The following is a 26,507-nucleotide window of genomic DNA, read 5'->3' on the forward strand; positions in this document are numbered from 1 at the left end:
ACTTTTAGGGAAAAAGTAAGGAGTAAACGATGACGGTAATGGTGTATGTGCTTTACCTTGTTGGAACGTATCTGCTCGGTGCGATTCCATTTGGTTTGGTTTATGGGTTTATGCGGGGTGTTGATATTCGCACCGTAGGATCCAAGAATATTGGGGCGACGAATGTGAGTCGGGTTTTTGGTTTTTGGGGTGGTTTTGTGCCTGTATTTGTGTTGGACTTTCTCAAAGGTGGTCTGCCGGTTTTCTTTTTCCCTGTTGTGGAGCAGATGGTATTTGGGGGGAGTGGATATTTTCTCGAAAGGGATATCATGTTGATTTTGATAGGCGTGGTGGCGATTCTTGGGCATCTCTACCCTGTGTACCTTGGCTTCAAGGGAGGTAAAGGTGTGGCCACATCGGCCGGAGTGTTTTCGTTTTTGGCTTTTTATGAACTTTTGATAGCTTTGGGGGTATTTTTGGTGACTCTCTTTGGTTTTCGATTGGCGGTCTATCTGGGTGACACAGAAGAACGAAAGCTAGGTTTTTTCAAAAATCTGCAAAAGGGTGTAGGGCTTTCTTCTGTCCTTGCTGCTGTTGCTCTTCCTCTGAGTGTTTGGTTCTTGGAACCGCAGAGGACAGCTCTTAAAGTGGTGACGATAGTGATAGCTCTTCTGGTTATTGTTAAGCACCGGAAAAATCTCGCGCAGCTTTTTGGGGCAAAGTCGTAGGAGGAAGGAATGGATATACGGGAATTTTCTCTTCGTCAGCTGAGTGAAGCTCTTGAGAAAAAGGAACTTTCCTCGGAGGAGATCACAAGGGCGTATCTTGAGGCTATTGAGAGAGATGAAACCTCGTCTGAACCTATTCATGCCTATGTCTCTGTTTATACTGAGGATGCCCTCGCTATGGCTCAAGAGGCAGATAAGAAACGTGCCCGGGGTGAAGGTACAAAACTTACCGGTATTCCTATAGCTATTAAAGATAATATTAACGTACGCGGATATGAGACAACCTGTTCCTCCAGGATTTTAAAAGGGTATAAAGCAAGTTATGACGCGACGGTTGTAGAAAAACTCATCCGTCACCATGGAATGGTGTTTTTGGGGAAGACCAATATGGATGAGTTTGCTATGGGGTCTTCTACCGAAACCTCGGCGTATGGTATTACTCGAAATCCTTTTGATCGCAAAAGGGTTCCAGGGGGCTCGTCGGGTGGTTCTGCGGCTTCTGTTGGTGGAAAGTTGGCTCCCGTGGCACTTGGGAGTGATACAGGGGGGTCTATACGTCAACCGGCGGCTTTTTGTGGGTGTGTGGGATTGAAGCCTACCTATGGAACAGTTTCACGGTATGGGTTGGTGGCGTTTGCCTCTTCGCTTGATCAGATTGGACCTCTCGCTCGGACGGTAGAGGATGCTGCCTGGATCTATGAGGCTATCGCAGGGCATGATCCCAGAGACTCTACCAGTGTTGAGCATGTGCCTGTGTTGAAGCTCGAGGGAAATCTCAAGGGTGTTCGAATTGGTGTGCCGAAGGAGTTTATTGTCGAGGGGATGTCTCAGGAGGTGAAGGAAAATCTTGAAACAGTTCTCCGGAAACTGGAACAGGAGGGGGCTATTGTGAAGGAAATATCCCTTCCTCATAGTGAGTATGCTGTGCCCACCTACTATGTGGTGGCTACGGCTGAGGCAAGTTCCAATCTCGAACGTTACGATGGGGTGAAGTACGGTTACCGGGCTCAGGCGGGAACACTCTCGGAAATGTATGTGAAAACCCGTACAGAGGGTTTTGGAGCAGAGGTAAAACGACGTATTATGCTGGGGACGTACGTGCTTTCTGCTGGCTACTATGATGCCTACTATCTCAAGGCACTCAAGGTTCGTACCCTTATTCGTCAGGATTTTCAGAAGGCGTTTGCCCAGGTAGATGTGATCCTTGGACCGACGACTCCTACTCCACCGTTTGGGATAGGGGAAAAGCTCAATGATCCCATTTCGATGTATCTTTCGGATATTTATACGATTTCAGCGAATCTGGCAGGCATTCCTGCAATTTCGTTACCTTCTGGATGGACAAAGACAGGATTGCCGCTTGGTATTCAGTTGATGGGTGACGCACTCAATGATGGAAAACTTCTCGATGTGGCGTATGGAGTAGAGCAAAAGTTAAAGGTGTAAAAGAATCTCTTTCAAGGAGGCCAAAATGGCATATAAGATTATCGCAAGTAAGTGTACCAACTGCGGAGCATGTGAAGCTGCCTGCCCTGTGTCTGCTATCAGTGAGCAGGGGGGAAAGCGTGTTATCGATGCGGGTGTCTGTATCGATTGTGGTGCTTGTGCTTCTACCTGTGCGTTTGATGCTATCGAGGCTTAAGATGTTTTGATAGTGGGATGGAGAAGCATCCCACTTGTCTTTATTTTGTGTAGGGAGAAATAAGGAGAGAGGTATGCAGATGGAAGCTTATTATACAACGTCAGGTTTGTCCCGGATTACGACGGTGGTTGTGGTAGTTTTAGTGATGATTCTGGGAGTTTGGCCGTTTATCAGAAATTACAAATACGCTGATCACCATCTGGATTATCTCAATCATGATTATGGGAAAAACCTTATGGCATCATCTGAACCAGGATCGGTATACATGACAGAAGGTGGGGATAATCAGGTGTTTTCTTCGCTGTATTTTGTGTATGCTGCCCGTGTACGACCTGATCTCTCTCCCTATGATCAGATGGGAAATGTGTTCAAGAAAATTTACGGACTCATGCTTTACAGTGATCCACGCGTGCTTGCTCGCCGAAAAGACCTCGTTGATAGCAATATTTTTGCCGGGCTTGAGCCGTTTTATGTGCAGATTTCTAATATCAATGATCCTCGAATCAATCTCGATCCGTATTTTATTCCTTACTGGCAGGGGCAGCGGCCGGTGTATCTCACATGGCAGCGTCCCGAGGTGTGGAAACTTGGGGATTATACGTATCGTCGGTACGGTATTATGTATAAAGTGGAACCCATAGCCCATCGTTTGCTGGATGACCTGGAGATTCGTGGCTCGTTGACAGTGGGAGAAGCCCAGTATCTCTTTTCTGAGTGGCTCAAGCGTTCTGTTGATAGAGACTTTGTCCTTGAGAAGGTGCGCTATCTTGCCTCGCATGGCTATGTAAAACAGGAGGGTGAGAAAATTGTTTTTATCAAGAATACCCCATTTCCCCTTGCGGATTATTTTTCCCGGTATCGACTTCGCTGGGGAAAGATTCCTAACCTGGCATATCTTGATAGGATGACCAGAGAGATTGCTATTGGGTATGATATGCAGATGGGAAATATCTACCGAAGTAAGATTAGAGACCTCCAGACGATGTATCAGCGTGAGGTTCGTTCTGAGGTTCGCGAAAAAATCGCTAAAGAAATCACTAATGCCTGGGAGCAAGCAAAAGCCGTATATCGTGAGGCTATTTCGTATGGGCATGATAGCGTCTCTATTATAGGGGCTTTAGTGGCTTTGGTAGAAAATGAGGTTGGAGAGGATCTGTCAGAGGAAGCCTGGCCACATTTTCGTAGGCTTTTGTCGTATTATTATAAATCAAGAACACTTGTGGGTGTTGCGATGACGTATAATCAGCTTCTCTTGAGAACCATTTATCGTCATCCTGATCGAAAAGAAAAGCTTCTTCCTCTTCTGGAGGAGAATATCAGGCATCTTCGCCAGATGCTTGTTCTCCGGAGTGAGGTAAAGCTCAAAGAAGCTCCCCCGAAGGATATAGGGGGTGGTTTTATGAATCCAGCCTATCAATCGTATCAGGAGTATCTCCAGTGGAAGCAGTATGTGGATATGCTTGATGTCGTCACGAAGGATCTTCGTTCACCGCTTTCCTCTCGTTTTGAAGAGACGGTATATGCCCTTTTGCAAAATCCTAAGGTATTTTCTTTAGATCAGAAGCAGATGATTCTTGTACAACTGATTCAGCGGACACAGCTAGCGAACTATGTTCCATATGCAAACCTTGCTGGAAAAATTATAGATGTCCTTTCTCGGGAGGATGATCTGCAGACACTTCTGTTTGTTTGGCAAATGGCTATACAGGTGCCTGACTGGACAGACAAGGCCTTTGTGACCGGTGATAAGATTTTGAGGCATAAGGACTTTCAGGTTCAACCTCTTCCAGAGGTTCCGTACAATCTTGGTATCCTCGCGTACCAAATAGCAAAGACATCCAATGATGAAGGGGATGTAAACAAAAGTTCATTTTATACCATGAAGAGCAAGGAATACATGAAAGTGTTTAAGCTGCTCTGTGAGGGAAATCTTCAGCTTCAGGCGAGGTTTGCTCAGCAGCTAAGAGTAGCGGACCAGGTTTTGGCACTGCCGTAAGCTGGCTTTATTTTTGTGCCTTAAAGGTCGATAAGAAAAATATGCATTACTATGATCTTTTTATTGTCGTTTTTCTGATCATTGGGTTTGCTTACGGGTTTAGTAGGGGTTTTATCAATATGATATTTACCCTCCTGGCTGTGGTTTTTGGACTTGTTTTGGGAGTAGCTCTGGGAAAACTTGTAGTAGGATGGCTTCCCCAGGCATATCGGCAGGTGTGGTTCTGGGTGGTGTTTGTTGTGGTGTTTACAGGGGGATATTTTGGGGTGAAGAGGTTTTCGTACTGGCTTGAGGATGTGCTGGAGTTTTTTGAGCTGGAGTGGTTGGATTCACTTCTGGGAGGTGTGGTTGGGCTTTTTCAGTTTGGGTTTTTGGTGGGTCTTATCTTCCTTTTGGTGGAGAGGTTTCCCTTTTTTCCTCAGGATTGGATACAAAAGGAGTTACCGTTGGGGCTTCTTCTTGCTCAGTGGACGCAGGTGGTGATAAACGTTTTTACTCATCTGTAGAGAGTATTTGCAAAAAGTTTTTGTCTGTTATATAATGAAAAAAGTCCAGGAAAAGGGAGGCGGTTATGATGAAGAAAATCCTTTGGACCGCCGTGGTTTGTGTTTTGTTTTTGGGTTGTGCTCGTCCTATGCGTGTGATGATTGTGGGGGATTTTTCTGGTGTGAGTTCAATGCTCCATGTTGAGGGAAGAGAGGGGATTCTCTGGGCTATCTCTGACCTTCGTGACGAGAAAAAAATTCTCTATGAGATGCTGGACATTCATAATATCTCTGATGACGAAGTGAAAAAAGTTCTCCAGAAATACCGTCCTGATGTCATTCTCGGGCCATTTGAGTCTACGATCGGAGCAAGACTTATTCCTTTAGCTAATGAAATGGCCATACCCATCATATGTCCGACGGTGAGTACCTCATGCTGGACCGGCAAAAGGGATTACATGGCGAGGGTTGTACCGGAAAATCTCCAGGAAATACGAAGTCTTTTGTGCCGGATGGAAAGAGATGGTGTTAGCCGACCCCTTCTTCTCTATGCTGAAGCCAATAAGGTCTACGCAACAGCATGGAAAGAAGAGAGTTCAAATTTTTGGACATCGAAGGGGGTAAACGTGGTTATAGTACCCTATCGGTTCGAAGGTTCTGGTTGGGTTGAGGAGGTGGCTGAGAGGGTAGTGCGAGCAAGACCGGATGCCCTTATAATTGTGGCTGGCGGAGAAGAGGGTGGACTTCTTGTCCAGAGGATAGGACGCCAGCTTTCCGGGGTGCGTTTTTATCTTTCTGGTTGGACGATGGACAGGTATTTTCTTCGATGGAGTGGAAGATATGGCGAGGGGGCGGTGGTTATTCATCACTTTGTTATGAATCATACCAATCAGGGGTATCAAAATATCGCCAGGAGATTTTTAGAGCAGTATGGGCAGATGCCATCGTTTGGGTTTGTGTATGGTTATGAGGCAATGAAACTGGCTGCAGAGCTTTACGACGATGCCAAAGGACAACTGGCTAAACGGTGGTTTTCTCTTTTTCCACGGACATTTGAGGGGTTACAATCCGCAGTGTATCTTGATCAGTATGGAGATGCCACGAGGAAGATGTTTATTATAAAGGTAGTGAGTAATGAGTGGCAGGTGGCAAATGAGTAAAAAAAGATTTTCTCTGAGGGGATTGTCGCTGGGTTTACAGGTACGTGTGGTTATTATTTTTCTTTTGGTGATGACTACCCTGGTGACGGGTTTCTGGGTGGGGGGGATCTTTTACCAGTGGTGGAATAAAGAGTATTATCACCAGGTGACGGTGAGTACTTTTTTGGCAAGTGATCTGGTGTCTTCGGACATAGAAATGTTTCGCCGGGTGGGAGAGACGGTATTTGAGATTTTGTCGGATACCATGAAGGGGGATAGCTTTGACAAGCGGCAAACTCTTGATGTGTTAAAAAAAGAGTTTGCTCAGATGGAGGCATTTGCACTTTTTGATCGAGAGGGGAAAAGGCGTTTTTTTATCGGTGATTCCCGGTGGGATTCTCTTGATCTTTTAGGATTTTTTTCAGGGAAAGCGTTTCGTTTTTCGAATGTGATGTATGAGGTGGTGAATTATCCAGGAGAGAAGGTTTCCTATCTTCTGTTGTTTTATGAGGATGGCGAAAGAAAAGGTGTGGGGGTTTTTTCTTTACAATCAGTGCTTGCTCATTTTCGCATTCAGCTTCAGGTTTATCGGGTAGGAATCGGCATTGTGGACCAATACGGCAGTTTTGTAATTCATACTGATATATCGAGAGTAGCTGCTTCTGAGGGATTGGGCCATCTGGGGGATTTTCGAGATCTTGTTCGTTCTGCTGCAGAGAGACAGGATGTTTCAGGTACTGTAGAAGATCAGGAATATATGTATATTATCAAAGCTGTGAGTGGGCTTCCCTGGTTTGTGGTAATTGAGGTTTCCAAAAAACGCTGGATGTGGTTTTTTTCTGAGTATCTATGGGCGGTTTTTGTCATTCTTGGAACATCGTTTGTTGTGTCTCTTGTGATAGCGGTGCAATTTTCTCGATTTCTTGAGAGAGTGTTTCGTGCCTTTGTGGAATACACGAAGGCGATGCTTCTTGGACGTTCAGGAGAAAGAGCAGAGAGAGGAGGTTTTGCGGAGCTTGAGTTTTTTATTTCGACGGTAGAGCAACTCGTCACTTCTCTTCGGCAGGAAGAGGAGCAACTCCGTTATTCCCGGCAGATGCTTCAGGAGATCCTCAATACCTTGAGTGAGGGAATTTTGCTCGTACGGCCTGATGGAACAGCAGTGTATATTAATCAGGAGGCCTCGAAGATGCTGGGGATTTCTCCCCGGGTGGAAATGGATGTTTTGATACAGGGCAAAAGTAGTAGCGGTGGAGTGGGGCTTCCTCTTCCACTTTTGATGGCGGTTAAGCCGTATGAGCGAAGGTATGAGGTAAAGGAAGAAGTGATGATCTATGGGGGTGACGGGCAGAAGATCTGGCTTTACGTGCAGAGTAAGGATTGGTGTAATCCAGATGGAAATTTTCTGGGCAAGATTGTGACACTCATGGATATTACCAGCAGGAAAGTATTTGAACAGCAGCTTCAAACCTCGGAGAAAAGACTGTCAACGGCTCTGGAAACAGCAAATGCGATGTTCTGGGAATGGTTTGTTCCATCGGATAGTTTGATACTCTCAAAAGAATGGGAAGAAAAAACGAGGAAACCTTTGCCGTCATTTTTTAAAAATTGGCTTATGCAATTGGATGAAGAGGAGGCAACAACGTTTCGGGAGAAACTTCTAGACTACTGCTATGGACGGGAGCGGGAGTTTGTTTTCGAGCATCGTTTGCCGGCTCTAGATCGGGAAATCTGGGTGCTTAACAAAGCGCATGTAGTGGAAAGGGATCTTTTTCATCAACCGTTACGTGTCATAGGAGTGATGGTGGATATTACTACCTTGAAAGAGCAACAGAAGCTTATAGAGGCTTCTCTTGCTGAGAAAGAGATGCTTTTGCGAGAGATTCATCATCGGGTAAAGAATAATCTTCAGATTATCTCGAGTCTACTCTCTCTTCAGATGGATCAGACAGAGGATGATGGAATGAAAAAGGTGCTTTTAGACAGTCAGGTGAGGGTACGTTCGATGGCTCTCGTGCATGAGAAGCTTTATCAAACCAAATTCTTTGCCCAGATACCGGTAAAGGAGTATCTAGAGGATCTTGTGGAGGCTATCAGGGGTATCTATGATATCACGGTACCGGTAGAGTTGGAGATCAAAACAGAGGATTTGGTTTTACCGTTAGAGACTTGTATACCGGTAGGATTGTGGCTTTCGGAGGTGGTGACGAATGCTTTTAAGTATGCTTTTCGGGATCACCCGGATCCGAAGTTGAGGATAGAGTTTCTTTCTGTTGGGAATCAATTGCGACTTGAGGTTGCCGATAATGGTCCAGGACTTGATACGCAGCGACTGGAAAAACCCTCTTCTCTCGGGATGAAGCTTATCCATATTCTTGGGGATCAGCTTGGTGGTCTGTCAAATAAATTAAAATGTCACCTTTTTATTGAAATAGAAATGTCACTTTTTTATGCCGAAACTCTACGACCATAATCATCTATTTCAAAAAAGTTCAATTCGATATTTTTCTTAAAAATATGTATACTTCCATCAAGCCAGGTTTTTAAGATAACATTGTCCCCGGGTTTTATGGCTATAGGTTGTTTCTTTTCAATCTGGTATATTCTTTTAGAAAACTTTATTGTATAATCTCTATAGACTTTGCACTCGGCCGTATAACAAACATAGTTCCTTAAGTCCTGATCAGGCATTAATGCAATATGAAAATCTTCATCCGACAGAGGTTTTTTACTAAATTTTCGGTTATTCTTTTCCCAGTAATATTCTTTCAAAAAACGATTGGCACTGTCAATATCCTTTATGTTTTTTAGTTTCATTTCTGCTATTAACCTGTCCTGATGGATCCCATTCCATCTCTCTACGCGCCCTTTTGCCTGGGGACTATGGGCATATATCATTTCTATCCCCAGCCTATGGCAGACCTCTCCAAACTTTGTTAGAGGCAATTTCCCTGCAAGCTGTTCTTCTATGGTCGCTTCCCGTTTCGTATAGAACAGGCTTTTATAATCACAATAGATCGAATAAGGAATACCGTATTTCATTATCCAGTCAAACAAACATTGCAGCGCTACTTGTGTCGTTTCTCCTGTGTCGAAAAGACCGTAAGATGTGCCTGTAGCATCATCCACCATATTCATCAGACAGACTTCTTTGCCTGTCCCAAACCAGTCGTGAATGCTGCCGTCCATTTGAATCTTTCTCCAAAATGCTCTTTTCTCGGCCTTCTGGTACGGTGTTTCGCAGTTTTCTTATTTTCTTCCACAATCCTGTTTCCATCATCCATAAACGAAGCGTTGATGCTCCTATTTTTATATGATGTTCCTCATAAAGCTTTTCAGCTATAAATGTCGGCTTAAAACCTTTATAATTATTCCGTACTATCTGCATAATTTTCTCTTTGATATCACTGCTAATTCTGTGATTCCCCGGTTTGCCTATTAATTTGTGATTGAGGGCTTCATCACCCTTTGATAAATATTCTTTAAAAATTCGAATAAGTTGCCTTCTGCAAATCCCCAGTATTATTGCAGCATCTTTCTGCTTGATTTTCTTGTTCTTTACCATCTCCAGTATTTTTGCCCTCTTCTGTGCTTTAAGTGTCATCGTTATCACCTCTCTCATCTGCAACCTCTCGTTTTTTTAGTTGCAGTATTTTAAAAGGTGACATTTCTATTTGCACAAAGTGTGACATTTTAAATTGTTTTCGACAGGGGATCAGCTTGGTGGGAAGGTGAGTTTTGTGAACGAAGGTGGGCTTTTGTTGTAACTGTTCGAACGAGACGTTATCACTGGATCCTTGAGGGAGAATTTTGTCGTTACGAGATGGAGGCGGTTTTAGCTTCTTTTACGGGTGTGAGAGATTGGTTAATAGAGGAGGGGAGGGTTTCTTTTCAGGCTACTGAGGATTTTGATAGCGAGGGATTTATGAGTGTCCTGGCCGATCTGGGAATAAGGGTACGTCAGATGCAGTGAGAGACTGAAAGAAGGCAAAAGTTTTCCCAGGAATTTTAGAGAAAAGAAAAGATAAGGAAGCATGTTATTTGAGTGAAAAAAAGAGCCGCCCGAAGGCGGCTCTTGATGGTTAGCCTATGGCTTCTGGTCCTTCCTCTTCTGTTCGGATCCGTATACACCGTTCAAGAGGCAAAACGAAGATCTTTCCGTCACCGATTTTGCCGGTGAAAGCAGTGTCCATAATAGTGCGGATAGTGATGTCGACAAACCCATCGTTGACGGCGATTTCCAGCTTTACTTTTTTGATCAGATTGATGTCTGTATCTACGCCGCGGTAGGTTTCTGTGTATCCCCCCTGCTGTCCGCATCCGATCACATTGGTGACCGTCATCTTGCCTACACCTGCTTGAGCCAGAGCTTCTTTGACGTCGGTGAGTTTTTCAGGCCTGATGATAGCTATAATCCATTTCATATATGCCTCCTCTACTTTGTCAGGAAACCCTGGAAATCAGGGTAAGCTTCCTGCCCGTGTTCACCCAGGTCAAGCCCCAATAGCTCTTCTTCTCTGGTTACTCTGATACCAATCGTGGCTTTCAAAATAGCCCATACGATCAAGGCAACAGTGAAAACAAAGGCTGCAACCACCAGAACCCCTATCAACTGATGGAGGAAGAGAGAAACTCCACCGCCGAAAAAGAGTCCATTGGTTGTTTCTGTACCAGTTATGCCGTTCTGGGCAAAGAGTCCCACCGCGAGTGTTCCAAAGACACCATTGACAAGGTGAACGGAAAGAGCACCAACAGGATCATCTATTCGCAGGCGGTCGAAAATAAACACACTCAAGACCACCAGAATCCCCGCTATAAGTCCAATGATAGCTGCTGATGGCACACTTACAAATGCACAGGGTGCTGTGATTGCTACCAGTCCGGCCAGAGCACCGTTGACCAGCATGGTGAGGTCAGGTTTTTTCTGCAGAATCCAGGAGGTAGCCATCGCACTGAGGATAGCCATAATCGCTGATGTATTTGTAGTCATGAAAATATGTGCGATGGCTGTTCCATCACCCACGCCCATGGTAGATCCCGGATTGAAACCAAACCATCCAAACCACAAGATAAGTCCTCCAAGGGTTACCAGCGAAAGGTTGTGTCCCATGATGGGATTGATACTCCCATCGCTTCGGTATTTTCCTGTCCGCGGTCCCAGGAGAAGCACACCGGCTAGGGCAGCCCATCCGCCCACAGAGTGTACCACCGTAGAACCGGCAAAATCCCACATTCCGAGTTCTTGGAGCCAGCCTCCCCCCCATATCCAGTGTCCAATAATCGGATAGATAAAGCCCACAAGCACCACAGAGAACACGAGAAAAGAGAGGAACTTGATTCTCTCAGCTACTGCTCCAGATACTATCGTTGCAGCTGTTCCGGCAAACACCAGCTGGAAGAAAAATTTCGCCCAAAAGGGAACCTGTGTCCAGCTTATGGCACTATATCCCTCATCAACACCACCATTGGCAAAGAAAAGACTGGTGAGCCCGATGAAACCGTTTCCATCTCCAAACATCAAGCCCCATCCAATGACCCAGTAAGCTAGAGATGCCAGGGCAAATACAATAAAATTCTTTGCCAGAATATTTACCGTATTCTTGGCTCGTGCCAATCCTGCTTCTACCATGGCAAATCCTGTGTTCATAAAAAACACCAGTAACCCCGTAAGAAGCACCCACACCGTATCAAGAGCTACAGACAACGTTCTGGTTATATCAGCACTTTCTTGAGCAAAGCTCGCTGATACTCCAAGAAGTATGCCTGAAGCAACCCAAAACCATCGTTTCATTTTCTCCTCCTTTTTAGGTTTTGTATATTTATTGTGCAATATTTGTGCCAAAATTTCAAAATTTTATTTCAAATAATTTCAATAACTTATAAAAACAAAATAAAAAATAGACAGAAAAAAGGCTAAAAATTAAACATATAGCCTTTTTTTGATTAAAAAATAGGCATATTTGTTGGTAAAAGATTCCCTTATCGTGATGAACGGGAGGAAACCAATCTCTGAAAAAGAGAGTTCGTAAAATTGACATCCCTTTTTCTTTTCCCTATAATATTTTCTTATCTTTATCAAAGGAGAAAACTGTGCAAAAATCGTTTTGGAGAACACTTGTTTTCCTTCTTGTGATTTTTGTGGCTGTGGCAAGCGATCAAATCACCAAGGCACTCGCCAAAGCCTATCTTGTTCCAGGAGAAACGATCCATGTGGTAGGAGATCTGTTTGTTTTGATGTATGCCGAGAACGAAGGTGCCTTTCTCGGATTGGGAGCAAATCTTCCTCCCCTTGTGAGGAGCTGGGTTTTGGTTATTTTGCCCACAGTACTTCTTGTTGTATTTATCGTGGCTCTTTTTCTTCGGGAGAAGAATCCTCCTCTTGTTCATGTTCTGACGATGGCATCGATCGTGGGAGGGGGAATAAGTAACCTCTACGATCGTATCTTTTACGATGGAAGGGTCATTGATTTCATGAATTTTGGGATAGGGCCGGTCTTTCGCACGGGAATCCTCAATGTGGCTGATCTCTGGATTACCTTTGGGGCTATCATCCTGATTCTCTTGGGTGGGAAGTCCTCTTCATCCTCAGGAGAAAAAAACGCGTAGCCTTTGAAGGATTTTCCCCATCTCTTAAACATCTTCTAGCTTTTCTTGGAAAAAGAATGTTTTTGTTTTTTTCTTTGAGAGAAAAATTTTCTTCTTGAAAAAACTTGACAAAAAAAATTTTTTTCACTACTCTTGTAGTGTGATTTCACTTTTTTTTTTTAAAAAAACGTATTCTATTAAGGATCTCTACGTTCAGGGTGTAGGATGATAAAAAAGAAAAAACCATAAGGAGGGCGATATGGTGAGAAAATTTTTTTTGGGATGGTGGATATTTTTTCTCATTGGGTGTGGGTTTGTAGTAGAGGATCCTTCATCAGAAAGTATAGATTATGTTTCCCTGATGACCAATGTTCAGTCTCTTACCGTAGCAAAAGGATCCTCGTATACTCTTAGTTTGCCAGATACCAATGAATGGTATCCCCAGGTATACCGTACTCCCTGGAACAAGACGTATCTCTTTTACATCCGGGGAAATTTTTCCGGTCCTTGTACCCTCTATGCTGCAGAAATGGATGATGAGGGAAACTTCAAAAAACCCTCGGTAATAACTAATAACTTATTATCCAGCATCTTTGCGATTTTTGATGGGAGAAAGGGAAATGAACGGGTGCCTATCATTTATTTACGATCTTATTCTCCGGCTTTTTATGAGCTTACTCCTGATTTTGGTCTTGCTCAAATTTTCGGATTTTCTTTTGATCTTTCTCCTCTCATGGTATGGAACGGCTCGGCATGGGAAACATGGGCAGTGTATAATAGTGGTGAGAGCTGGCGACGTGTAGAGGTGTTTTCTACCACGGGAGGATGGGACTTTCAGGAGACTTCTATTATTTTGGGTTATGATATTGTCCAGTTTTTCTCGACGCCGATGGGAGGAGTGGGGGTGATTGGCAATGGCGAAAGTAATTTTGCGCTTTTGATGGTGAAAGAAAAAGACCAGACAGGACCGCCTTTTGTTTTTCAGCAGGTGGTGATAACCATAAAAGGGAATACCACGAATCTTAGTTCGAACTGGATCCTCTCCTCGACGCTTGTTGGGGTAAACTCTCCCTTTGTCGATGCTCAGGGAGGCTATCAGATCTACTTTTCCTGGCAGGAAGAGGGGAAGAACTTTACCTTTCCCGTAGGAGATCTCTATCGATTCCGGTATCTGACGTGGGATAAGCTCATGCCACGAGATATCCGCTCCAAGCTACCGTGAGGAGGAAACGATGAAAAGAATCTTTGTTCTTTTGTTTATAGGGATTGTGGGTTGGTTTTGGGCCCTGGATGCGACCCAGATAGCTAGCTGGCTTGAGATGGAGAGAGTGAGCGTGGGAGATGCTGTCTGGCTGGTGGAATCACTGGACAATCCCTCTCTTGAAAAAGATAAAATCTCATGGGAGAAATATCGAGGGCTAAAAGAGGATGCTGTACTCACAGCAGGGAGACTTGCCCAGGTGCTTATCAAAAGCGGGAAGGTGAAGGGGGGCTTGTTGTACCGACTCGCAGGTTGGGATCGATACGCCGTGATAGCGCTTCATTATGAGGGACTTGTCGACGAGAATGTGGTGTGTTCCACTCCTCTCAGTGGAGCGGAAATGGTGGGTATTATCTCAAAGGTTCAGTAGGAGGAAAGTATGAAAAAACTTATATTCTTTTTGATGCTTCCGTGTTTCTTGTATGGAGGAGAAGTAGTGTCTGTTCAGGGTGATGTCAAGGCTTTTCTCAATAAAGCCTGGGTTGCTATCAAAAAGGGAGATAAAATCCCCTCAGGGACAAAGATTATGACAGGGGTGAAATCTCAGGCAGAGATTCTGGCACCCTCAGGCAGGGTGACCATTCAACCGATGACCCTTATCACCTATAATGAAAACATTGATGGTCAGGATAGTCGCGCAGATATCACGCTCCAGAATGGTTCTGTGGGAGTAAAATACACCAAACCCCCTCAGGGGAAGGCAGAGTTTCGGGTTCAGACTCCCAAGGGAACGGCATCTGTGAGAGGGACAGAAGAGATGGTTTCGTATGATGCCGTGAGTGGTATGAGGGTGTTTGTGATTTCAGGACATGTTGAGGCACTTGGACGCCAGCTTTTGCAGGATCAGGACCTTGGTGTTTCTCAGAGGGGGAATATCTGGGATAAAGTGGTCAAGATCCAGAATGCTGTAGGTATTCTGGATGAGGTTGGAGAAAAAGATACTATGAAAAGAATGCGAGACAGGGTAGATGAGCTTCTTGGTGAGGGTTTGTCACCAGAAGACATAGCCAATATGCTTTCCGATCCTCAGAAACTCTAGGGGAAAGCGTATGAAACGAGTAGTTTTCTTACTTTTTTTGGCGGTAAATATGTATAGCTGGTATGGTGATATAGGAATTGTGGCGATACCCTCGTATGTTATCATGAATACCAGTGAGAATACTCTCTATGGCTATGGAATATACACCTTTGATGTTCGAGGAAGGGTTTTTCTCTCTCGTTTTCACTATGCTGATACGGTTTTTCGTGATACGCTAATAGCAGGTACCAACATGACCAATCTCTGGGAACTGAAGCGTCTCTCATGGCATAGTGGGAATGAGTATAGCGAGGAGAATCTCTCGTGGAGCGTTACTTTGGGAAGAGAACGTTTTTCCCTTGATGAGGGGAAATTGTTTGAAAAGCCTGGTGATGGGCTGGGGTTTCTGCTTGCCCTGAAGGGATGGAGGGGAGAAACGGTTCTTTCATATCGTGGGTGGACTGAATTTGTACAAACCAATCGCACCTACAGTTCGAAAACCAATGAACGTCTTGAGGGTGGGGTACTGGTGAGTTTTCCTTTGTGGTTTTTTTCTTTTGTGAGAGTTGGGGTGGCAGGAAGTGTTGATCTGAGAACCAATAACCGAACAACTCTCTGGGTGATTTCCAGCAGTCTTCAGGGAAATATTGGGAGTTTTTTCAGTTATCAGGGTCGGGGATGGTATGAGATGGGAGAGATAGCGCTCACCAACAGTGAACGATCCGATCCTGTTTCTGCTTGGGCTGGAGAAATTCAGCTTTTTGTGGGGAAGAGAGATTTCCCTCTCCAGGGGAGTATACGCTGGCTTGGGGCTTCGGGTGAAAATGATTCCGGGGGATGGAACCGATTTACTGGTCTTGGAAGTGTGGAGGGTCCGGTGGTACTGCTTCATCCTGTGGCCAACCTTTCCATGGGACAAATTCGTCTCACGTGGCGTGGGTTCCATGAGAGGCTTTTGGTTTCTGTGGTTGATGGTTTACTCTGGCGGATGGAGACAAAGGATCTTGTTCTTGCTCCTCTCTATGGCTCAGGGGCGTTTCTCGGGCATGAGCTTGGACTGGAAACCGTGTATAGGTTTGATCCAAACTTTACCCTTTTTCTGAAAGGAGGAGTATTTTTTAAAGGAGATGCTTTTGCTGTTATGAAAGACAAGCCCCTGTATCAGATTGCGACAGGCATCGCTATGACTCTCTAGGAGAATATATGCACATACAGGAACTGGTAAAAAGCAGTCGAAGTTTTCGTCGTTTTGATGAACGTGTGGAAATCCCTGAGAAAAAGCAAAGGAAATGGCTGGAGGCTCTCCGATATATCCCATCGGCGAGGAATCTCCAGCCTCTCCGCTATGTGGTGGTACGTTCTTTTGAGGCAAGAGAGAGGTTCTTCCCTCTTCTTGGATGGGCGGCTTACCTCAAGGGTAAGGGTACTCCTCAACAGGGAGAACGCCCTACGCTGTATGTGGTTATAGGGTACGATACAAGGTTGTCTCCTTCTCTTCCTGCGATAGATATAGGGATTGCTGCTCAAACACTTCTTCTTCTTGCTCGAGCAGATGGCTATGGCGGATGTGTGATAGGAAGTTTTGATCCCGAGAAAATAAAAAACCTTCTCGAGGTCGATGATCACTTTGGTGTAGGACTGGTTGTGGCTCTTGGTAAACCAAAAGAAAAGATAAAAATTGTTCCTGTGACGGGTAGTATAGAGTACTATCGGGATGAAAAGGGTACCCATTACGTACCAAAACGTGCACTCTCCGAGCTCTGGATAAAAACACTCTGAGGAGTTGGTATGAAAAAATCCTGGCTGATGGAAACAGGGATACTCGCGGGGTGCGTGTTGCTGGCTCTTTTTGTTACCCTGACACCGATGGGTCATGTTCTTGAGATGAAGCTTCAGGATGGGCTTGGGACATTTTCTTTCAAACGGGATGCAACGAATCTTTTTGTTTATGTGAATATTGATGATGCCACGATTGACAGGGTGGGTGTGTATCCTGTGCCACGGCTCACCATAGCCAGGGCTATCGAGGTATTGAAAGAATATGGTGTTTCGGCGGTGATTATTGACTCTGAGTTTATCGATCCTGCTCCTCTCTGGGTAGATGGAGAACGCTACAATCAGGGGGAGAAAAATGTTGAAAAGGTTGTTGTGAATCAGGATACCCGTTTTGGAGAGGCTCTTGCTCTGGAGGGAGCTCCTGTTTATCTTGCCTGTCGGGGCGTAAGTGAAAGTGACAAACCAAGAACCCTCTGGACAGAGGAGAATGCTGAACTCCAGATGGTCTATGAACGTTTTTTTCTTGAAATTCACAATACGAATGGGATGGCAGACTTTTTTGATGAGAAACGGATGGAGTTTCCTGTGTTTCCTCTCTATGTGTATGCAGGAGGACTTGGCGATACGACGAGTGATGAGTCGGCGGATGGGGTGCTTCGTCAGGTGGCGCTTCTTCGACATTTTCATGGTCGGTACGTCCCCCAGTTGAGTTTTGCTTATGTTCTGGATGCCCTCGCGGTAGACAAATCTGCCATTTATCATGAAAATGGTTTTCTCGTTTTGCCCACAGGAGGGAAAACCCATCGTATCCCGGTGAATCGTTATGGAGAGATGCTGGTGCACTGGCTTGGTGGGTGGAAAACCCAACCCTGGACAAACATGGTTTCACTGACAACGCTTCTCGAATACCGTGAGTGGCAGGACTATGTTCAGACACTCGAGAATGATCCAGATGTTTCTCTCTCTGACCGTCGTAAAGCCAGAGAAGAACTCAACAGATACGAAAATCTTCTTAAAAATCTCAAGGACAAAGTGGCGGTAATAGGGTATACGGCTTCTGCTACTACAGATGTTGGTGCTATTCCCGGGGATCCTTCTGCCCCTCGTGTGATGTTACAGGTTCATTTGATGAACACGATTATGATGGAGAATTTTTTGTATTTTGCCGACTGGTGGTGGGATGGCATCCTTGTTTTTGTTCTTCTTGTGCTTTTGGTATTTTTTAGTCAATTTGCCAGAAGCGCTCTTCAAGAGGTGGCCATCATAGGGACAAGCTGGGGAATTTTACTCGGCTGGATGGTCATCAGTATGATGCTATGGAACCGCCATGTTCATGCGTTGTTTTTTGTTGTTCTCTGGATTCTTGTTTCAGTTTTTTATGTGGTGTATAAGTTTGTTGTTTTTGATAAACAGAAGCAATTTATCAAACAGGCGTTTTCCTATTATCTTTCTCCGGTGGTGATTAAACAGCTTCTAGAAGATCCTTCTCAGCTTCAACTCGGGGGAGAACAGCGCGAGATTACAGCTTTTTTCTCGGATGTGGAGGGATTTACCTCTATCTCGGAAAAACTCTCACCGACAGAGGTGGTTTCGCTTCTCAATGAGTATCTCACGGCTGCCACGGATGTACTTCTTAAGTACGGGGGAACGGTAGACAAGTTTGAGGGGGATGCTATTGTGGCCTTTTTTGGGGCACCGGTGACTCAGCAAGATCATGCCTATCGTTGTGCCATGGCTGCTCTTGAAATTCAACTCAAACTCTCCCTTCTCGCTATTGAATGGGTGGAAAGAGGGTATCCTCTTATCAAAACCCGTATAGGGATGAATTCAGGACCAGCGGTGGTAGGGAATATGGGATCGAGCCAGCGGATGAACTATACGATGATGGGGGATACGGTGAATCTTGCTTCCCGTCTTGAGGGGGCAAACAAGTTTTATGGCACGTATACGATGATGTCTGAATCTAGCTACGAAATGGTAAAAGAACATTTCGTCTGTCGAAAGCTTGATCTCATTCGGGTAAAGGGAAAAACGCAGCCCATCGGTGTGTACGAACTCGTTGAACGAGTGGGGAAAGTGTCCGCTGAGAAGGAAGATGTCCTGGCTCGTTTCCAGGAGGGATTCCACCTTTACGAGAAAAAACAGTGGGGGGAAGCTCTCCGTGTATTCCGGTATCTGTGGGAGACCTATCAGGATCCTCCTTCAGCAACCTATCTCGAACGTTGCGAAGAGTTTATAAAAAATCCTCCCCCTGATGATTGGAATGGGGTTTATGTGTTAAAATCAAAATAAGCCCTGGCTCTTGACAAACAAAAAAGTTTGCCTACAATAAAAGAGAGAAAAAAAGGAGGATTTCCTATGGCAGAAGAACAGATTATCTCCATTGGCGAAGTAAAAAAAGGGAATATTAAGATCACCGTCTCTGAATTTAATGGACAGAAGTATCTGGACATTCGTAAGTATTTTGATGACGACGGTGAACTTAAACCCACAAAAAAAGGTATTGCCCTCAGTGCCGAGCAATTTGAAGCTGTTCTGGATATTCTCACCAGGGAAAAAGATCACATTCTCAAAGAACTTTCATGAAAAGCGAGAGAGGAGGCTTTATGAAAAGATTGTTGATTGGTGCAGGGATTTTGGTGTGTTCTCTTTTGTTTGCCGCTGTTAAAGATTACTGGGGTGAAAGAAATTCCCTGGAAGGGGCAAAAAAAGCTTACGAGAGTCTCAAGGTTCAGTTTCAGCAGAACCCCTCTTCGTACGAGGTGGCGTGGAAGTTTGCAAGAGCAGCGTACCACTACGCGGAGAACTTCGTGAAGGATAAGAATACCCGGAAGATCATCTTCACTGAGGGAAAAGAAGCTGCCGAAAAGGCCACCCAGCTGAATCCTCAATCTCCTGAGGGATGGTACTGGCTTGGGGTGTGTCTTGGTTCGTGGGGTGAGGTGAATGGTATCATGCAAAGCCTTGGTGCGGTAAAGCCGATCATGAATGCTGTGGCGAGAGGCATGGCGGTGAATCCCAACTGGGATGATGGGGCTTTTTACAATCTTCGGGGGAGGGTCTACCACCGTGCTCCTGCTGGTATCAGTGTCGGAGACAAACAAAGAGCCGAAGCAGATTACAAACAGGTCCTCGTCCTTAATCCCAAGAACCGAACAGCCTACAGGTTTTATGCTGAGCTTCTTCTTGAACAGGGGCGAAGGGATGAGGCAACCAAAATAATTGAAAAGGGACTCAGTCTTCCCTATGATGAAGGAAATAAAATTACTGAGGATAAGGAAATCCGACTGCTTCAAGAGTTGAAGAAAAAACTCTGAGAATTTTCTCTTTTTCTCATCCTTCAAAAACCATTTTTCCTTTTTCCAGCCCCTTCTCTCAGGGGCTGGTTTTTTATGGAGAGAGAGTATTGTTTTGTTTTTTCTTTTTCGAAAATGATTGTTCGCACGTATTCACCCCTGTATTTCTGCACAATATTGCACACTGACTATGCAAAATTGTGCAGAAATAATTCTGTAACCGATTTCTGTTTTTTTTCAGTTTTTCTTTTTATTTTCAATACGGAAAAGAAAATTTCTATGTAATTTTTGTTTTTTCTTTAAAAGAGAACCTTTGGCATGAATATTGCATATTTTTTATGAAAATTGACATAATTAAGGAGGTCTGTATGAAACGGTTAGGGTTTTTGATGGTGGGGCTTCTGGTAGGAAGCTCGATGTTTGCTGGCGTGATGATGCAGGGTTTCTACTGGGATGTCCCGGCAGGTGGTAACTGGTACAATACCATGAAGAGTAAAGCCTATGGGCTTCGATATATGGTAGGGAGTGGTACAAAGTACGGTATTAACCGCATCTGGTTTCCTCCTGTATCCAAAGCTCAGGGTGGTGGCTATTCTATGGGATATGATCCCCATGATTACTATGACCTGGGCCAATACTATCAGGACGGCACCACAGAAACGCGCTTTGGTTCCCAGGCAGAACTCAAGGCGGCTATTGCGCGGTACCGTAGCTATGGCATTGATTGTATGGCTGATATCGTGATCAACCATCGCTCCGGTGGTGCCAGTGAGTACAACCCCTATACCGGTGGAAACACCTGGACAGATTTTCGTAATGTGGCAAGTGGAAAGGCAAAATGGCGGTACTGGGCATTCCATCCCAATAATATTCATTGGTATGATTCTGGCTCATTTGGTGGGTTCCCTGATGTGTGTCACGACAACTCGACGGTGTACAATGACATCAAAACGTGGATGAACTGGCTCAAGAGTACCGCAAATGCTGGTTTCAAGAGCTGGCGATGGGATTATGTCAAGGGATTCTCCCCCACTATTGTGAAGAATCTCAACGCAGCAACAAGTCCTACGTTTAGTGTGGGTGAGTATTGGGATGCCAATACTTCGACACTTGATTGGTGGGCCAATGCCGCTAACTCGTCCGTATTTGACTTTGCTCTCTACTATACGCTCAAAGATATCTGTAACAATAGCTCAGGTGGTGGCTATCTGCCCAATGTGTTTGACTATAGTAAGAGTTTTGCTGCCAAGAATCCATGGCGTGCCGTGACCTTTGTTGGAAACCATGACACTGATGAGATTTACAGAGACAAGATGATGGCGTATGCGTTCATTCTCACCTATCAAGGGTATCCCTGTATCTGGTGGAAAGACTACTACAACTATGGGTTGGCTACTGGTGGTGGTGCTGGCAGTGGTTGGGGAAATGGTATCAAACAGCTCGTATGGTGCCGAGAAAAGCTCGGTGGTGGAGGTCCTCAGATCGAAATCCTCAAGAGTAACGATGGAGATGTGATCATCTACGGAAGCAAGGGGTACTCTACCTCAAGTCCAGGGTATATTGTCGTGATCAATGACCATCCATCCCAGTGGAAGGGTGCATGGGTCCGGACAGGCAACAGCTATCTTAAGAACAAGACCCTCAAAGCTTATGCCTGGTCCTCAACGGTAAGTGGACAAAATGTGGCACCTCAGAATAAGTATTGCGATGGCAATGGTTGGGTAGAGGTATGGGCTGCACCGCGTGGGTATGCAGTCTACTCGGTTAACGGACTATAATAAAAGGATGCATGTAAAAGGCTGTCCGGATTACCGGACAGCCTTTTTTTTAAAAGCTTTTTTTGTCTTCCTAAGGCAGTAATTTTCCATGAAAACGCTGAATAAGCTGGTAACGCTTTTGTACTCCGAGCTTTTTGAATATGCGCTTGATGTGACCTTTAACTGTTTCTTCAGTGATTGCAAGGTGCTGAGCAATCTCTGCATTGGATTTTCCGTCGACGATCAGGGTAAAAACCCTTTTTTCTGTCTCTGTGAGGGCTGAGAGATCGACGGAAGGGGAAGCTTCCCGGATCTGGAGGACAGGAGGTTTTGTTTCCAGCTCTTGAAGTTCTGCAAAGAACTCTTTTAAGGAATGAGAAAAAACCGAAAGTCTCTGGAGGAAAAGCCAGAGAGATTCTTTCTCTTGTTGTGAAGCTTGCACGTCAAAGAAAAAGAGCATAGCCTCATTATTTAAAAAGAAAAGGAGTACCTCTTTTTCAAAGACTTCGTCTTTTTTGTTATGAAAGTAGGCTTGTACTTTTTTAAATTTAAAGGGTGTTGGAGATGGAAATAAAAGATGACGTACCAGGCCGCTCTCTTTGATCATCTGGGATAAAAATATACTTTGATGAGCCTGGAATCGGAACACATCAAAGATTTTAGGATGCCATTCAAGGACATTTCCTTCGTGGTTGACAACCACCCAGGGAATAGGAAAACCTGTCAAAATCTGGTAAAAACGTTTGTACGTTTCGGTATTTTCCTTTCCCAGACCGATGACAATGGAAAGGAAGCTATCATAGCTAATAATAGCAATCCTTTCTCCTGTTTCGAGAGTGAGAAGAGAATTTTGTTTGATGGGAAGGGGAAGAGAAGGATGAAATGGTTGTTGGGATGCTACCGTATTTTTCAGGATAATCTTGCCGCTTCTTTCAACGAGAAGCACAGGGAGGGGCGAGGACTCAAGCCATACCCATGGTGAAGTAAAAGAAGCTTCTTGGAAGGGTATGAGATACATAACAGCATAAGGAGTATTTTTAACAATAACCCTGTAACACTGAAGTGTAAACCAGACGATGTTTTGTGCTTGTCGAAGAGGTACAGAAAATGAACAGAAACTTACCTCTTGCTGGTTTTCTTGTTGTTTCAAAAGAAAATAGAGGTCTTTGGAGTAGGCTGCATCGACTTTTTCAAGGAATTCAGAGAAAAGTCCTTCATGAAAAGGGATAAGCTTCTCAAATTGACTGTTCCAGTTGGAGAATTCTAACGTTTGTAGATTGAGGATGGCCATAGGAAACGGTGTTTCGTTGAAAAGGATCTGTATACTCTGTTGGTAGGAAGAAAGGTCGTTTCGCATGGCAACAAGTTGAGAAACATCCCTCGCAATACATCGATAACCTTCTATCTGATTGTTCCGTATAAGGGGGGTGGTGGCTACCTCGAGGAGAAGAGATTTTTTTTCGCGAGATATGGCGAGGAGATGACCGGAAAGCATCCCTTTACTCTGGTTAAGGGCTTGTTTAAAATAGAGAGTGGCTTCTTTTCCCACAATATATTCGATAGGCTTATGGAGAACATTATCAGCTGAAAGATTGAAAAAACTCTCAATTCTTGGAGAAGTGTAGGTTATTTTCAGGCGAGCATCCATCTCCCATATCCAGTCTGAAAGATTGTCAACAAGCTCCTGGTATTGCCGTTGTTGATTTTCATATAGCCTGGCAAGCTCTGATTTCTGAGCTGTTTCCTTTTGCAGCTTGTGGACTGTTTCTTGAAGTTTTTTATTACTCTGGGCGAGGTGGCTTTTAAGGAGACGGTTTGTATTTTGATAAAACTGATAGAGTGACCTATCAAAGTAGATTTCCTGAGCGAATTCCCAGCATTCTCGTGCAAGATAAGCGAGAAGTCCAATCGCCATAAGCCAGGGGAAGATAGGGGAAAACGGTGTCCAGAGTCCCATCATCTCCCAGAAAAAGCCTATGCCTGTGAGAGCAAAAAAGACATGCCAGGGAAGAAAATTTCGATGAGTCGATGCCTGGTGATAAAAAATAAGAAGAATGAGCTGAAAATGAAGAGAAATACCGAAAAGAAAAAAACCGAGAGAATCATTTCTCCATCCTACTATAACCATGGTAAATAGGAGGAATATGAGAATGCTATGAAGCGCTATCATATCTGGTCGGTGAAGTTCCTGGTGGGTGAGAAGCTGGTAGAGTGTCCATGATACTCCAAAAACAGCCATGATCGAGAGCAACAGGGGAATAGAATGTTCTCCCGGAGAAATGATCAAAGCGGTGAGAATAGCAAGAAGAACAAAATTTATAGCTTTCCAGAGACGTTTGAGGTTTTGAGTACGAACAGCCCATAAAAAATACCAGACGAGAAGGGCAAGAACAATCCCACCGATTATTCCTGCAAACGTGAAAATAATAATTTGTTGCGAGATGAAATTTTCCATTTCCATAATTTTTGGAGTAATGATCAGAGGATGACCTTTTATTTCAAGAAGAAAGACAGAAGAGTTTTTGCCGGAGGGTATGATGAAGAAATTGGGGCTGGATTTTAACTCCAGAGGGGTGATTAAGCCGTTTTCATCGTAAAGAAAAGCCCTTTGAATAGGAGACCATTTTGTGCCATTAAAGAGAACGTATTGGGTATTTGAAGAGAGTCCATGGACCTCAACTTGTATCCAATGATTTTTCCCCATCCAGCCACTAAAAAAGAAGGGTTTCGAAAGCTTTAGTGCAGGTGTTTCGCGTATCATGAGAGAAAAATCACTCCCCGCTGCTATGAGGGAGGTGGTAATTTGGACAGCACAAGCAGTTTTCCACAAGAGGAATAAAAGGAGAAAAAGCCAACTTTTCTTCATCGTCTATATTGTAGCTTTAGATGAAAAGATTGTCAAGAAAGATTCTTTTTCCAGGTAGGGTTAGAGCTGTTTCATGGGTCGGCTAGAAAATAAGCTTATGGAAGGGAGGATGCCTACCCCGATAGCTGTCCAGAAAAAGAGCGTATCAGGCTTATCTATGACTTGAATAGGAAGGGTTCCGAGAAGAGAGGTGGCTTTCTCGAGCATGAGGTGGAAAGACCATCGAGAAACAACAACGGCAAAAAGAGCAAGAAGAATGTATTTAGCCCCAATCATGGCGAGTAAAAAGAGTCGGCTTTCTCCCAGGACCCTGAGGAGATGGTAGTAGGACTGGCGTCTAAAACTTGAGAGAAAGGCAGCGAGTCCTATAGCGATACTACAGAGACCCCATATGAGTCCTTGAAGGAGACGAAACACGGTTTTGAGATGATTTTGCATCGTAAGAATTTCCTGTGACATTTCTGTCTGTGAAGAGACATTGAGCTTGAGTTTGGCGATTGCTCTGGTGAGAGAAAGGAGGCTTTCATGATTTTGTGCTTCCACAAGGACATAACTGTATTCTGGTTTTGTTTTTTCGAAGTGAAGGTTGTAGTGTTCAACCACAGCATAGGGGAGGATAAGAGCTATTTCGCCTATTTTTCGGCTGAAGCCGGCAAGTTCTCCATCAATCACAACGGGTGTCTCCATACTTTTGAGGCTGGATTTTCCGAAGACGATTTTCATTTTCTGACCACGGGCGAAATCTTCCGTGATAAGGGGAAGCTGGTTTGGTTTTGCCAGTGTCTGGTTGTACATGTCTAACAGAAGAGCGGGGAGAAGGGCAATGACGGTTTCACCCTCTTTCCATTTTCTCCACCGGGAGCGGTAACGTTGAGGTATCTCATTCTGGATGAATTCCCAGGGTACGCCGATGGCTACGACATCGCTTTTGTAGCCCATCCCAAAAAGAGAAATCTGAACTTCCATCGGTATCTGTGAAGCAAGGAAGGGATAGACCTTTTTGACACCACTGAGGGTTTGGATTTTTTTGAGGATGGTATCGTCAATGTAACTGCCCTGGGGACGCTGGAGCTGAATACCAAAAAGGGAAGTGGTTTTGACGGCTTTTGGAGTAATACGAATAGTCTGCGGGGGGAGTTTGGTGATAAACTGTTTTTCAAGATAGGAGAAAAGAGTTTTTTCTATGGTGAGAAACCCCATGCTAAACCAGAGGGTAACAACGAGCGTAAAAAGAAAAAGGAGATGAAGCAGAGGGTTTGCCAGGCATTCTCGCCAGAAGAGCATCAGTTTTTTCATAACAGTTCGAGCCTCCCCTCGTGAAGATGGTAGGTTTTATGACATTTTTTTGCGAGCTTTTTCTTGTGGTGGACGAGAATCATGGAGAAAGGTTGCTCTTTAAAAAGTATCTCAAGAAGTTCGAGTAGCTCCTCTGAGGTTTTTTCATCGAGGTTGGCAAAAGGTTCATCGGCCAGAACGAGAAGGGGTTGAATGACGAAGGCTCTTGCAAGCGAGAGGCGTTGTTTTTGACCACCGGAGAGGAGACCTGCCCGATGGTGTTTGTGGGTTTCAAGTCCCACCTTTTTGAGAAGCCACTGGGCGTAGTCGAGTTGGTTTTTGCCATACCATCCCCGGATACGGAGGGGAAGAATGAGGTTTTCCCACACGGTTTCACTTTCAACAAGACGAAAGTCTTGAAAGATAACCCCTATATGCCTGTTTCGTAGGTAGGCAGGATAGATATCAAAAAAGTAGGGGAGGTGTTTTCCCTTCCAGAGGATTTTTCCTCTGTCAGGTCGAATAAGGCCGGCAATAATGGACAGAAGGGTTGTTTTACCACTCCCTGAAGGTCCCATGAGTCCAATCCACTCTTCCTTAAAAACATCAAAAGAAATGTCTTTGAGGATGGGGATTCGTTTTCCTGCGATGGGAAAGCTTTTGCTGATACCTTTGAGGGAGAGGAATGGCTCTTTTTGGTTCAT

The 26,507-nt window shown here is 44.5% G+C and carries 25 protein-coding genes; 18 read left to right on the forward strand and 7 right to left on the reverse strand.

The window, feature by feature from the left end; translation table 11 throughout:
* Positions 1 to 29 precede the first annotated feature (29 nt).
* The 7 genes from KDW03_RS05395 (at position 30) to KDW03_RS05425 (ending at position 8,442) form a co-directional block, all read left to right on the forward strand.
* A complete protein-coding gene (locus KDW03_RS05395) occupies positions 30 to 707 on the forward strand; it encodes a glycerol-3-phosphate acyltransferase (RefSeq protein ID WP_271436366.1) in 678 nt (225 codons plus the stop codon).
* A gap of 9 nt (positions 708 to 716) precedes the next feature.
* Complete coding sequence (gene gatA, locus KDW03_RS05400; RefSeq protein ID WP_271436367.1) at positions 717 to 2,153, forward strand: Asp-tRNA(Asn)/Glu-tRNA(Gln) amidotransferase subunit GatA; 1,437 nt, start codon at positions 717 to 719, stop codon at positions 2,151 to 2,153.
* Positions 2,154 to 2,178: 25 nt separating this feature from the next.
* The gene (locus KDW03_RS05405; protein WP_271436368.1) at positions 2,179 to 2,349 is read left to right on the forward strand and encodes an indolepyruvate ferredoxin oxidoreductase subunit alpha; all 171 of its coding nucleotides are present in this window, start codon (positions 2,179 to 2,181) and stop codon (positions 2,347 to 2,349) included.
* A gap of 73 nt (positions 2,350 to 2,422) precedes the next feature.
* A complete protein-coding gene (locus KDW03_RS05410) occupies positions 2,423 to 4,345 on the forward strand; it encodes a hypothetical protein (RefSeq protein WP_271436369.1) in 1,923 nt (640 codons plus the stop codon).
* Between the two features lie 41 nt (positions 4,346 to 4,386).
* Positions 4,387 to 4,851 carry a CvpA family protein gene (locus KDW03_RS05415; RefSeq protein ID WP_271436370.1) on the forward strand — a complete coding sequence of 155 codons (465 nt, stop codon included), beginning with the start codon at positions 4,387 to 4,389 and terminating at the stop codon, positions 4,849 to 4,851.
* Between the two features lie 65 nt (positions 4,852 to 4,916).
* Complete coding sequence (locus tag KDW03_RS05420; RefSeq protein WP_271436371.1) at positions 4,917 to 5,990, forward strand: ABC transporter substrate-binding protein; 1,074 nt, start codon at positions 4,917 to 4,919, stop codon at positions 5,988 to 5,990.
* Positions 5,965 to 8,442, forward strand: a complete 2,478-nt coding sequence (locus tag KDW03_RS05425) for a histidine kinase dimerization/phosphoacceptor domain -containing protein (protein ID WP_271436372.1) — start codon at positions 5,965 to 5,967, stop codon at positions 8,440 to 8,442. The genes KDW03_RS05420 and KDW03_RS05425 overlap by 26 nt, the downstream gene beginning before the upstream one ends.
* On the opposite strand, the gene KDW03_RS05430 is transcribed toward KDW03_RS05425, so the two are convergent.
* Positions 8,418 to 9,158, reverse strand: coding sequence for a hypothetical protein (locus tag KDW03_RS05430; RefSeq protein WP_271436373.1), 741 nt, complete (start codon positions 9,156 to 9,158; stop codon positions 8,418 to 8,420). The genes KDW03_RS05425 and KDW03_RS05430 overlap by 25 nt on opposite strands.
* Positions 9,091 to 9,591 (reverse strand): helix-turn-helix domain-containing protein, encoded by a 501-nt coding sequence (locus KDW03_RS05435; protein ID WP_271436374.1) that lies wholly within the window; start codon positions 9,589 to 9,591, stop codon positions 9,091 to 9,093. Before KDW03_RS05435 ends, KDW03_RS05430 begins: the two co-directional genes overlap by 68 nt.
* A 201-nt stretch (positions 9,592 to 9,792) precedes the next feature.
* On the opposite strand from KDW03_RS05435, the gene KDW03_RS05440 reads away from it, so the two are divergent.
* Positions 9,793 to 9,942 carry a hypothetical protein gene (locus tag KDW03_RS05440; RefSeq protein ID WP_271436375.1) on the forward strand — a complete coding sequence of 50 codons (150 nt, stop codon included), beginning with the start codon at positions 9,793 to 9,795 and terminating at the stop codon, positions 9,940 to 9,942.
* Positions 9,943 to 10,051: 109 nt separating this feature from the next.
* On the opposite strand, the gene KDW03_RS05445 is transcribed toward KDW03_RS05440, so the two are convergent.
* Together KDW03_RS05445 and KDW03_RS05450 are read right to left on the reverse strand one after the other, a co-directional pair.
* On the reverse strand, positions 10,052 to 10,393 hold the full coding sequence (locus KDW03_RS05445; protein WP_271436376.1) for a P-II family nitrogen regulator: 342 nt from the start codon (positions 10,391 to 10,393) through the stop codon (positions 10,052 to 10,054).
* A gap of 11 nt (positions 10,394 to 10,404) precedes the next feature.
* Positions 10,405 to 11,760: an ammonium transporter gene (locus KDW03_RS05450; RefSeq protein WP_271436377.1), complete on the reverse strand. Its 1,356-nt coding sequence runs from the start codon at positions 11,758 to 11,760 to the stop codon at positions 10,405 to 10,407.
* Positions 11,761 to 12,059: 299 nt separating this feature from the next.
* On the opposite strand from KDW03_RS05450, the gene lspA reads away from it, so the two are divergent.
* From lspA to KDW03_RS05500, 10 genes are all read left to right on the forward strand, one after another.
* On the forward strand, positions 12,060 to 12,575 hold the full coding sequence (gene lspA / locus KDW03_RS05455) for a signal peptidase II (protein WP_271436378.1): 516 nt from the start codon (positions 12,060 to 12,062) through the stop codon (positions 12,573 to 12,575).
* Between the two features lie 238 nt (positions 12,576 to 12,813).
* A complete protein-coding gene (locus KDW03_RS05460) occupies positions 12,814 to 13,776 on the forward strand; it encodes a hypothetical protein (RefSeq protein WP_271436379.1) in 963 nt (320 codons plus the stop codon).
* Between the two features lie 10 nt (positions 13,777 to 13,786).
* On the forward strand, positions 13,787 to 14,185 hold the full coding sequence (locus tag KDW03_RS05465; protein WP_271436380.1) for a hypothetical protein: 399 nt from the start codon (positions 13,787 to 13,789) through the stop codon (positions 14,183 to 14,185).
* 9 nt (positions 14,186 to 14,194) lie between these two features.
* Positions 14,195 to 14,854, forward strand: a complete 660-nt coding sequence (locus KDW03_RS05470) for a FecR family protein (RefSeq protein WP_271436381.1) — start codon at positions 14,195 to 14,197, stop codon at positions 14,852 to 14,854.
* A 10-nt stretch (positions 14,855 to 14,864) separates the two neighbouring features.
* Complete coding sequence (locus tag KDW03_RS05475; protein ID WP_271436382.1) at positions 14,865 to 16,028, forward strand: hypothetical protein; 1,164 nt, start codon at positions 14,865 to 14,867, stop codon at positions 16,026 to 16,028.
* 8 nt (positions 16,029 to 16,036) lie between these two features.
* The gene (locus KDW03_RS05480) at positions 16,037 to 16,612 is read left to right on the forward strand and encodes a nitroreductase family protein (RefSeq protein ID WP_271436383.1); all 576 of its coding nucleotides are present in this window, start codon (positions 16,037 to 16,039) and stop codon (positions 16,610 to 16,612) included.
* Between the two features lie 9 nt (positions 16,613 to 16,621).
* Positions 16,622 to 18,901 carry an adenylate/guanylate cyclase domain-containing protein gene (locus KDW03_RS05485; RefSeq protein ID WP_271436384.1) on the forward strand — a complete coding sequence of 760 codons (2,280 nt, stop codon included), beginning with the start codon at positions 16,622 to 16,624 and terminating at the stop codon, positions 18,899 to 18,901.
* Between the two features lie 66 nt (positions 18,902 to 18,967).
* Positions 18,968 to 19,195: a transcriptional coactivator p15/PC4 family protein gene (locus KDW03_RS05490; RefSeq protein WP_271436385.1), complete on the forward strand. Its 228-nt coding sequence runs from the start codon at positions 18,968 to 18,970 to the stop codon at positions 19,193 to 19,195.
* 20 nt (positions 19,196 to 19,215) lie between these two features.
* A complete protein-coding gene (locus tag KDW03_RS05495; protein ID WP_271436386.1) occupies positions 19,216 to 19,926 on the forward strand; it encodes a tetratricopeptide repeat protein in 711 nt (236 codons plus the stop codon).
* A gap of 347 nt (positions 19,927 to 20,273) precedes the next feature.
* A complete protein-coding gene (locus tag KDW03_RS05500) occupies positions 20,274 to 21,683 on the forward strand; it encodes an alpha-amylase domain-containing protein (protein WP_271436387.1) in 1,410 nt (469 codons plus the stop codon).
* A gap of 70 nt (positions 21,684 to 21,753) precedes the next feature.
* Here the strand turns inward: KDW03_RS05500 and KDW03_RS05505 are convergent, their stop codons facing one another.
* The 3 genes from KDW03_RS05505 to KDW03_RS05515 form a co-directional block, all read right to left on the reverse strand.
* Complete coding sequence (locus tag KDW03_RS05505) at positions 21,754 to 24,423, reverse strand: LuxR C-terminal-related transcriptional regulator (protein WP_271436388.1); 2,670 nt, start codon at positions 24,421 to 24,423, stop codon at positions 21,754 to 21,756.
* Positions 24,424 to 24,588: 165 nt separating this feature from the next.
* Complete coding sequence (locus tag KDW03_RS05510; protein ID WP_271436389.1) at positions 24,589 to 25,824, reverse strand: ABC transporter permease family protein; 1,236 nt, start codon at positions 25,822 to 25,824, stop codon at positions 24,589 to 24,591.
* On the reverse strand, positions 25,821 to 26,507 hold the full coding sequence (locus tag KDW03_RS05515) for an ABC transporter ATP-binding protein (protein WP_271436390.1): 687 nt from the start codon (positions 26,505 to 26,507) through the stop codon (positions 25,821 to 25,823). The genes KDW03_RS05510 and KDW03_RS05515 overlap by 4 nt, the downstream gene beginning before the upstream one ends.

It is taken from the genome of Thermospira aquatica (assembly GCF_023525255.1).
In the GTDB taxonomy this organism is placed as follows: domain Bacteria; phylum Spirochaetota; class Brevinematia; order Brevinematales; family Thermospiraceae; genus Thermospira; species Thermospira aquatica.

Excerpts from the sequence above, each read along its gene's own strand:
- KDW03_RS05495 (WP_271436386.1), top strand. The coding sequence starts at position 19,216 with ATGAAAAGATTGTTGATTGGTGCAGGGATTTTGGTGTGTTCTCTTTTG.
- KDW03_RS05425 (WP_271436372.1), top strand. The coding sequence starts at position 5,965 with ATGAGTGGCAGGTGGCAAATGAGTAAAAAAAGATTTTCTCTGAGGGGA.
- KDW03_RS05490 (WP_271436385.1), top strand. The coding sequence starts at position 18,968 with ATGGCAGAAGAACAGATTATCTCCATTGGCGAAGTAAAAAAAGGGAAT.
- KDW03_RS05460 (WP_271436379.1), top strand. The coding sequence starts at position 12,814 with ATGGTGAGAAAATTTTTTTTGGGATGGTGGATATTTTTTCTCATTGGG.
- gatA (WP_271436367.1), top strand. The coding sequence starts at position 717 with ATGGATATACGGGAATTTTCTCTTCGTCAGCTGAGTGAAGCTCTTGAG.
- KDW03_RS05480 (WP_271436383.1), top strand. The coding sequence starts at position 16,037 with ATGCACATACAGGAACTGGTAAAAAGCAGTCGAAGTTTTCGTCGTTTT.
- KDW03_RS05430 (WP_271436373.1), bottom strand. The coding sequence starts at position 9,158 with ATGGACGGCAGCATTCACGACTGGTTTGGGACAGGCAAAGAAGTCTGT.
- KDW03_RS05465 (WP_271436380.1), top strand. The coding sequence starts at position 13,787 with ATGAAAAGAATCTTTGTTCTTTTGTTTATAGGGATTGTGGGTTGGTTT.
- KDW03_RS05415 (WP_271436370.1), top strand. The coding sequence starts at position 4,387 with ATGCATTACTATGATCTTTTTATTGTCGTTTTTCTGATCATTGGGTTT.
- KDW03_RS05395 (WP_271436366.1), top strand. The coding sequence starts at position 30 with ATGACGGTAATGGTGTATGTGCTTTACCTTGTTGGAACGTATCTGCTC.
- KDW03_RS05475 (WP_271436382.1), top strand. The coding sequence starts at position 14,865 with ATGAAACGAGTAGTTTTCTTACTTTTTTTGGCGGTAAATATGTATAGC.
- KDW03_RS05420 (WP_271436371.1), top strand. The coding sequence starts at position 4,917 with ATGATGAAGAAAATCCTTTGGACCGCCGTGGTTTGTGTTTTGTTTTTG.
- KDW03_RS05435 (WP_271436374.1), bottom strand. The coding sequence starts at position 9,591 with ATGAGAGAGGTGATAACGATGACACTTAAAGCACAGAAGAGGGCAAAA.
- KDW03_RS05500 (WP_271436387.1), top strand. The coding sequence starts at position 20,274 with ATGAAACGGTTAGGGTTTTTGATGGTGGGGCTTCTGGTAGGAAGCTCG.
- KDW03_RS05505 (WP_271436388.1), bottom strand. The coding sequence starts at position 24,423 with ATGATACGCGAAACACCTGCACTAAAGCTTTCGAAACCCTTCTTTTTT.
- KDW03_RS05450 (WP_271436377.1), bottom strand. The coding sequence starts at position 11,760 with ATGAAACGATGGTTTTGGGTTGCTTCAGGCATACTTCTTGGAGTATCA.
- KDW03_RS05515 (WP_271436390.1), bottom strand. The coding sequence starts at position 26,507 with ATGAACCAAAAAGAGCCATTCCTCTCCCTCAAAGGTATCAGCAAAAGC.
- KDW03_RS05440 (WP_271436375.1), top strand. The coding sequence starts at position 9,793 with ATGGAGGCGGTTTTAGCTTCTTTTACGGGTGTGAGAGATTGGTTAATA.
- KDW03_RS05445 (WP_271436376.1), bottom strand. The coding sequence starts at position 10,393 with ATGAAATGGATTATAGCTATCATCAGGCCTGAAAAACTCACCGACGTC.
- KDW03_RS05470 (WP_271436381.1), top strand. The coding sequence starts at position 14,195 with ATGAAAAAACTTATATTCTTTTTGATGCTTCCGTGTTTCTTGTATGGA.
- KDW03_RS05405 (WP_271436368.1), top strand. The coding sequence starts at position 2,179 with ATGGCATATAAGATTATCGCAAGTAAGTGTACCAACTGCGGAGCATGT.
- KDW03_RS05410 (WP_271436369.1), top strand. The coding sequence starts at position 2,423 with ATGCAGATGGAAGCTTATTATACAACGTCAGGTTTGTCCCGGATTACG.
- KDW03_RS05485 (WP_271436384.1), top strand. The coding sequence starts at position 16,622 with ATGAAAAAATCCTGGCTGATGGAAACAGGGATACTCGCGGGGTGCGTG.
- KDW03_RS05510 (WP_271436389.1), bottom strand. The coding sequence starts at position 25,824 with ATGAAAAAACTGATGCTCTTCTGGCGAGAATGCCTGGCAAACCCTCTG.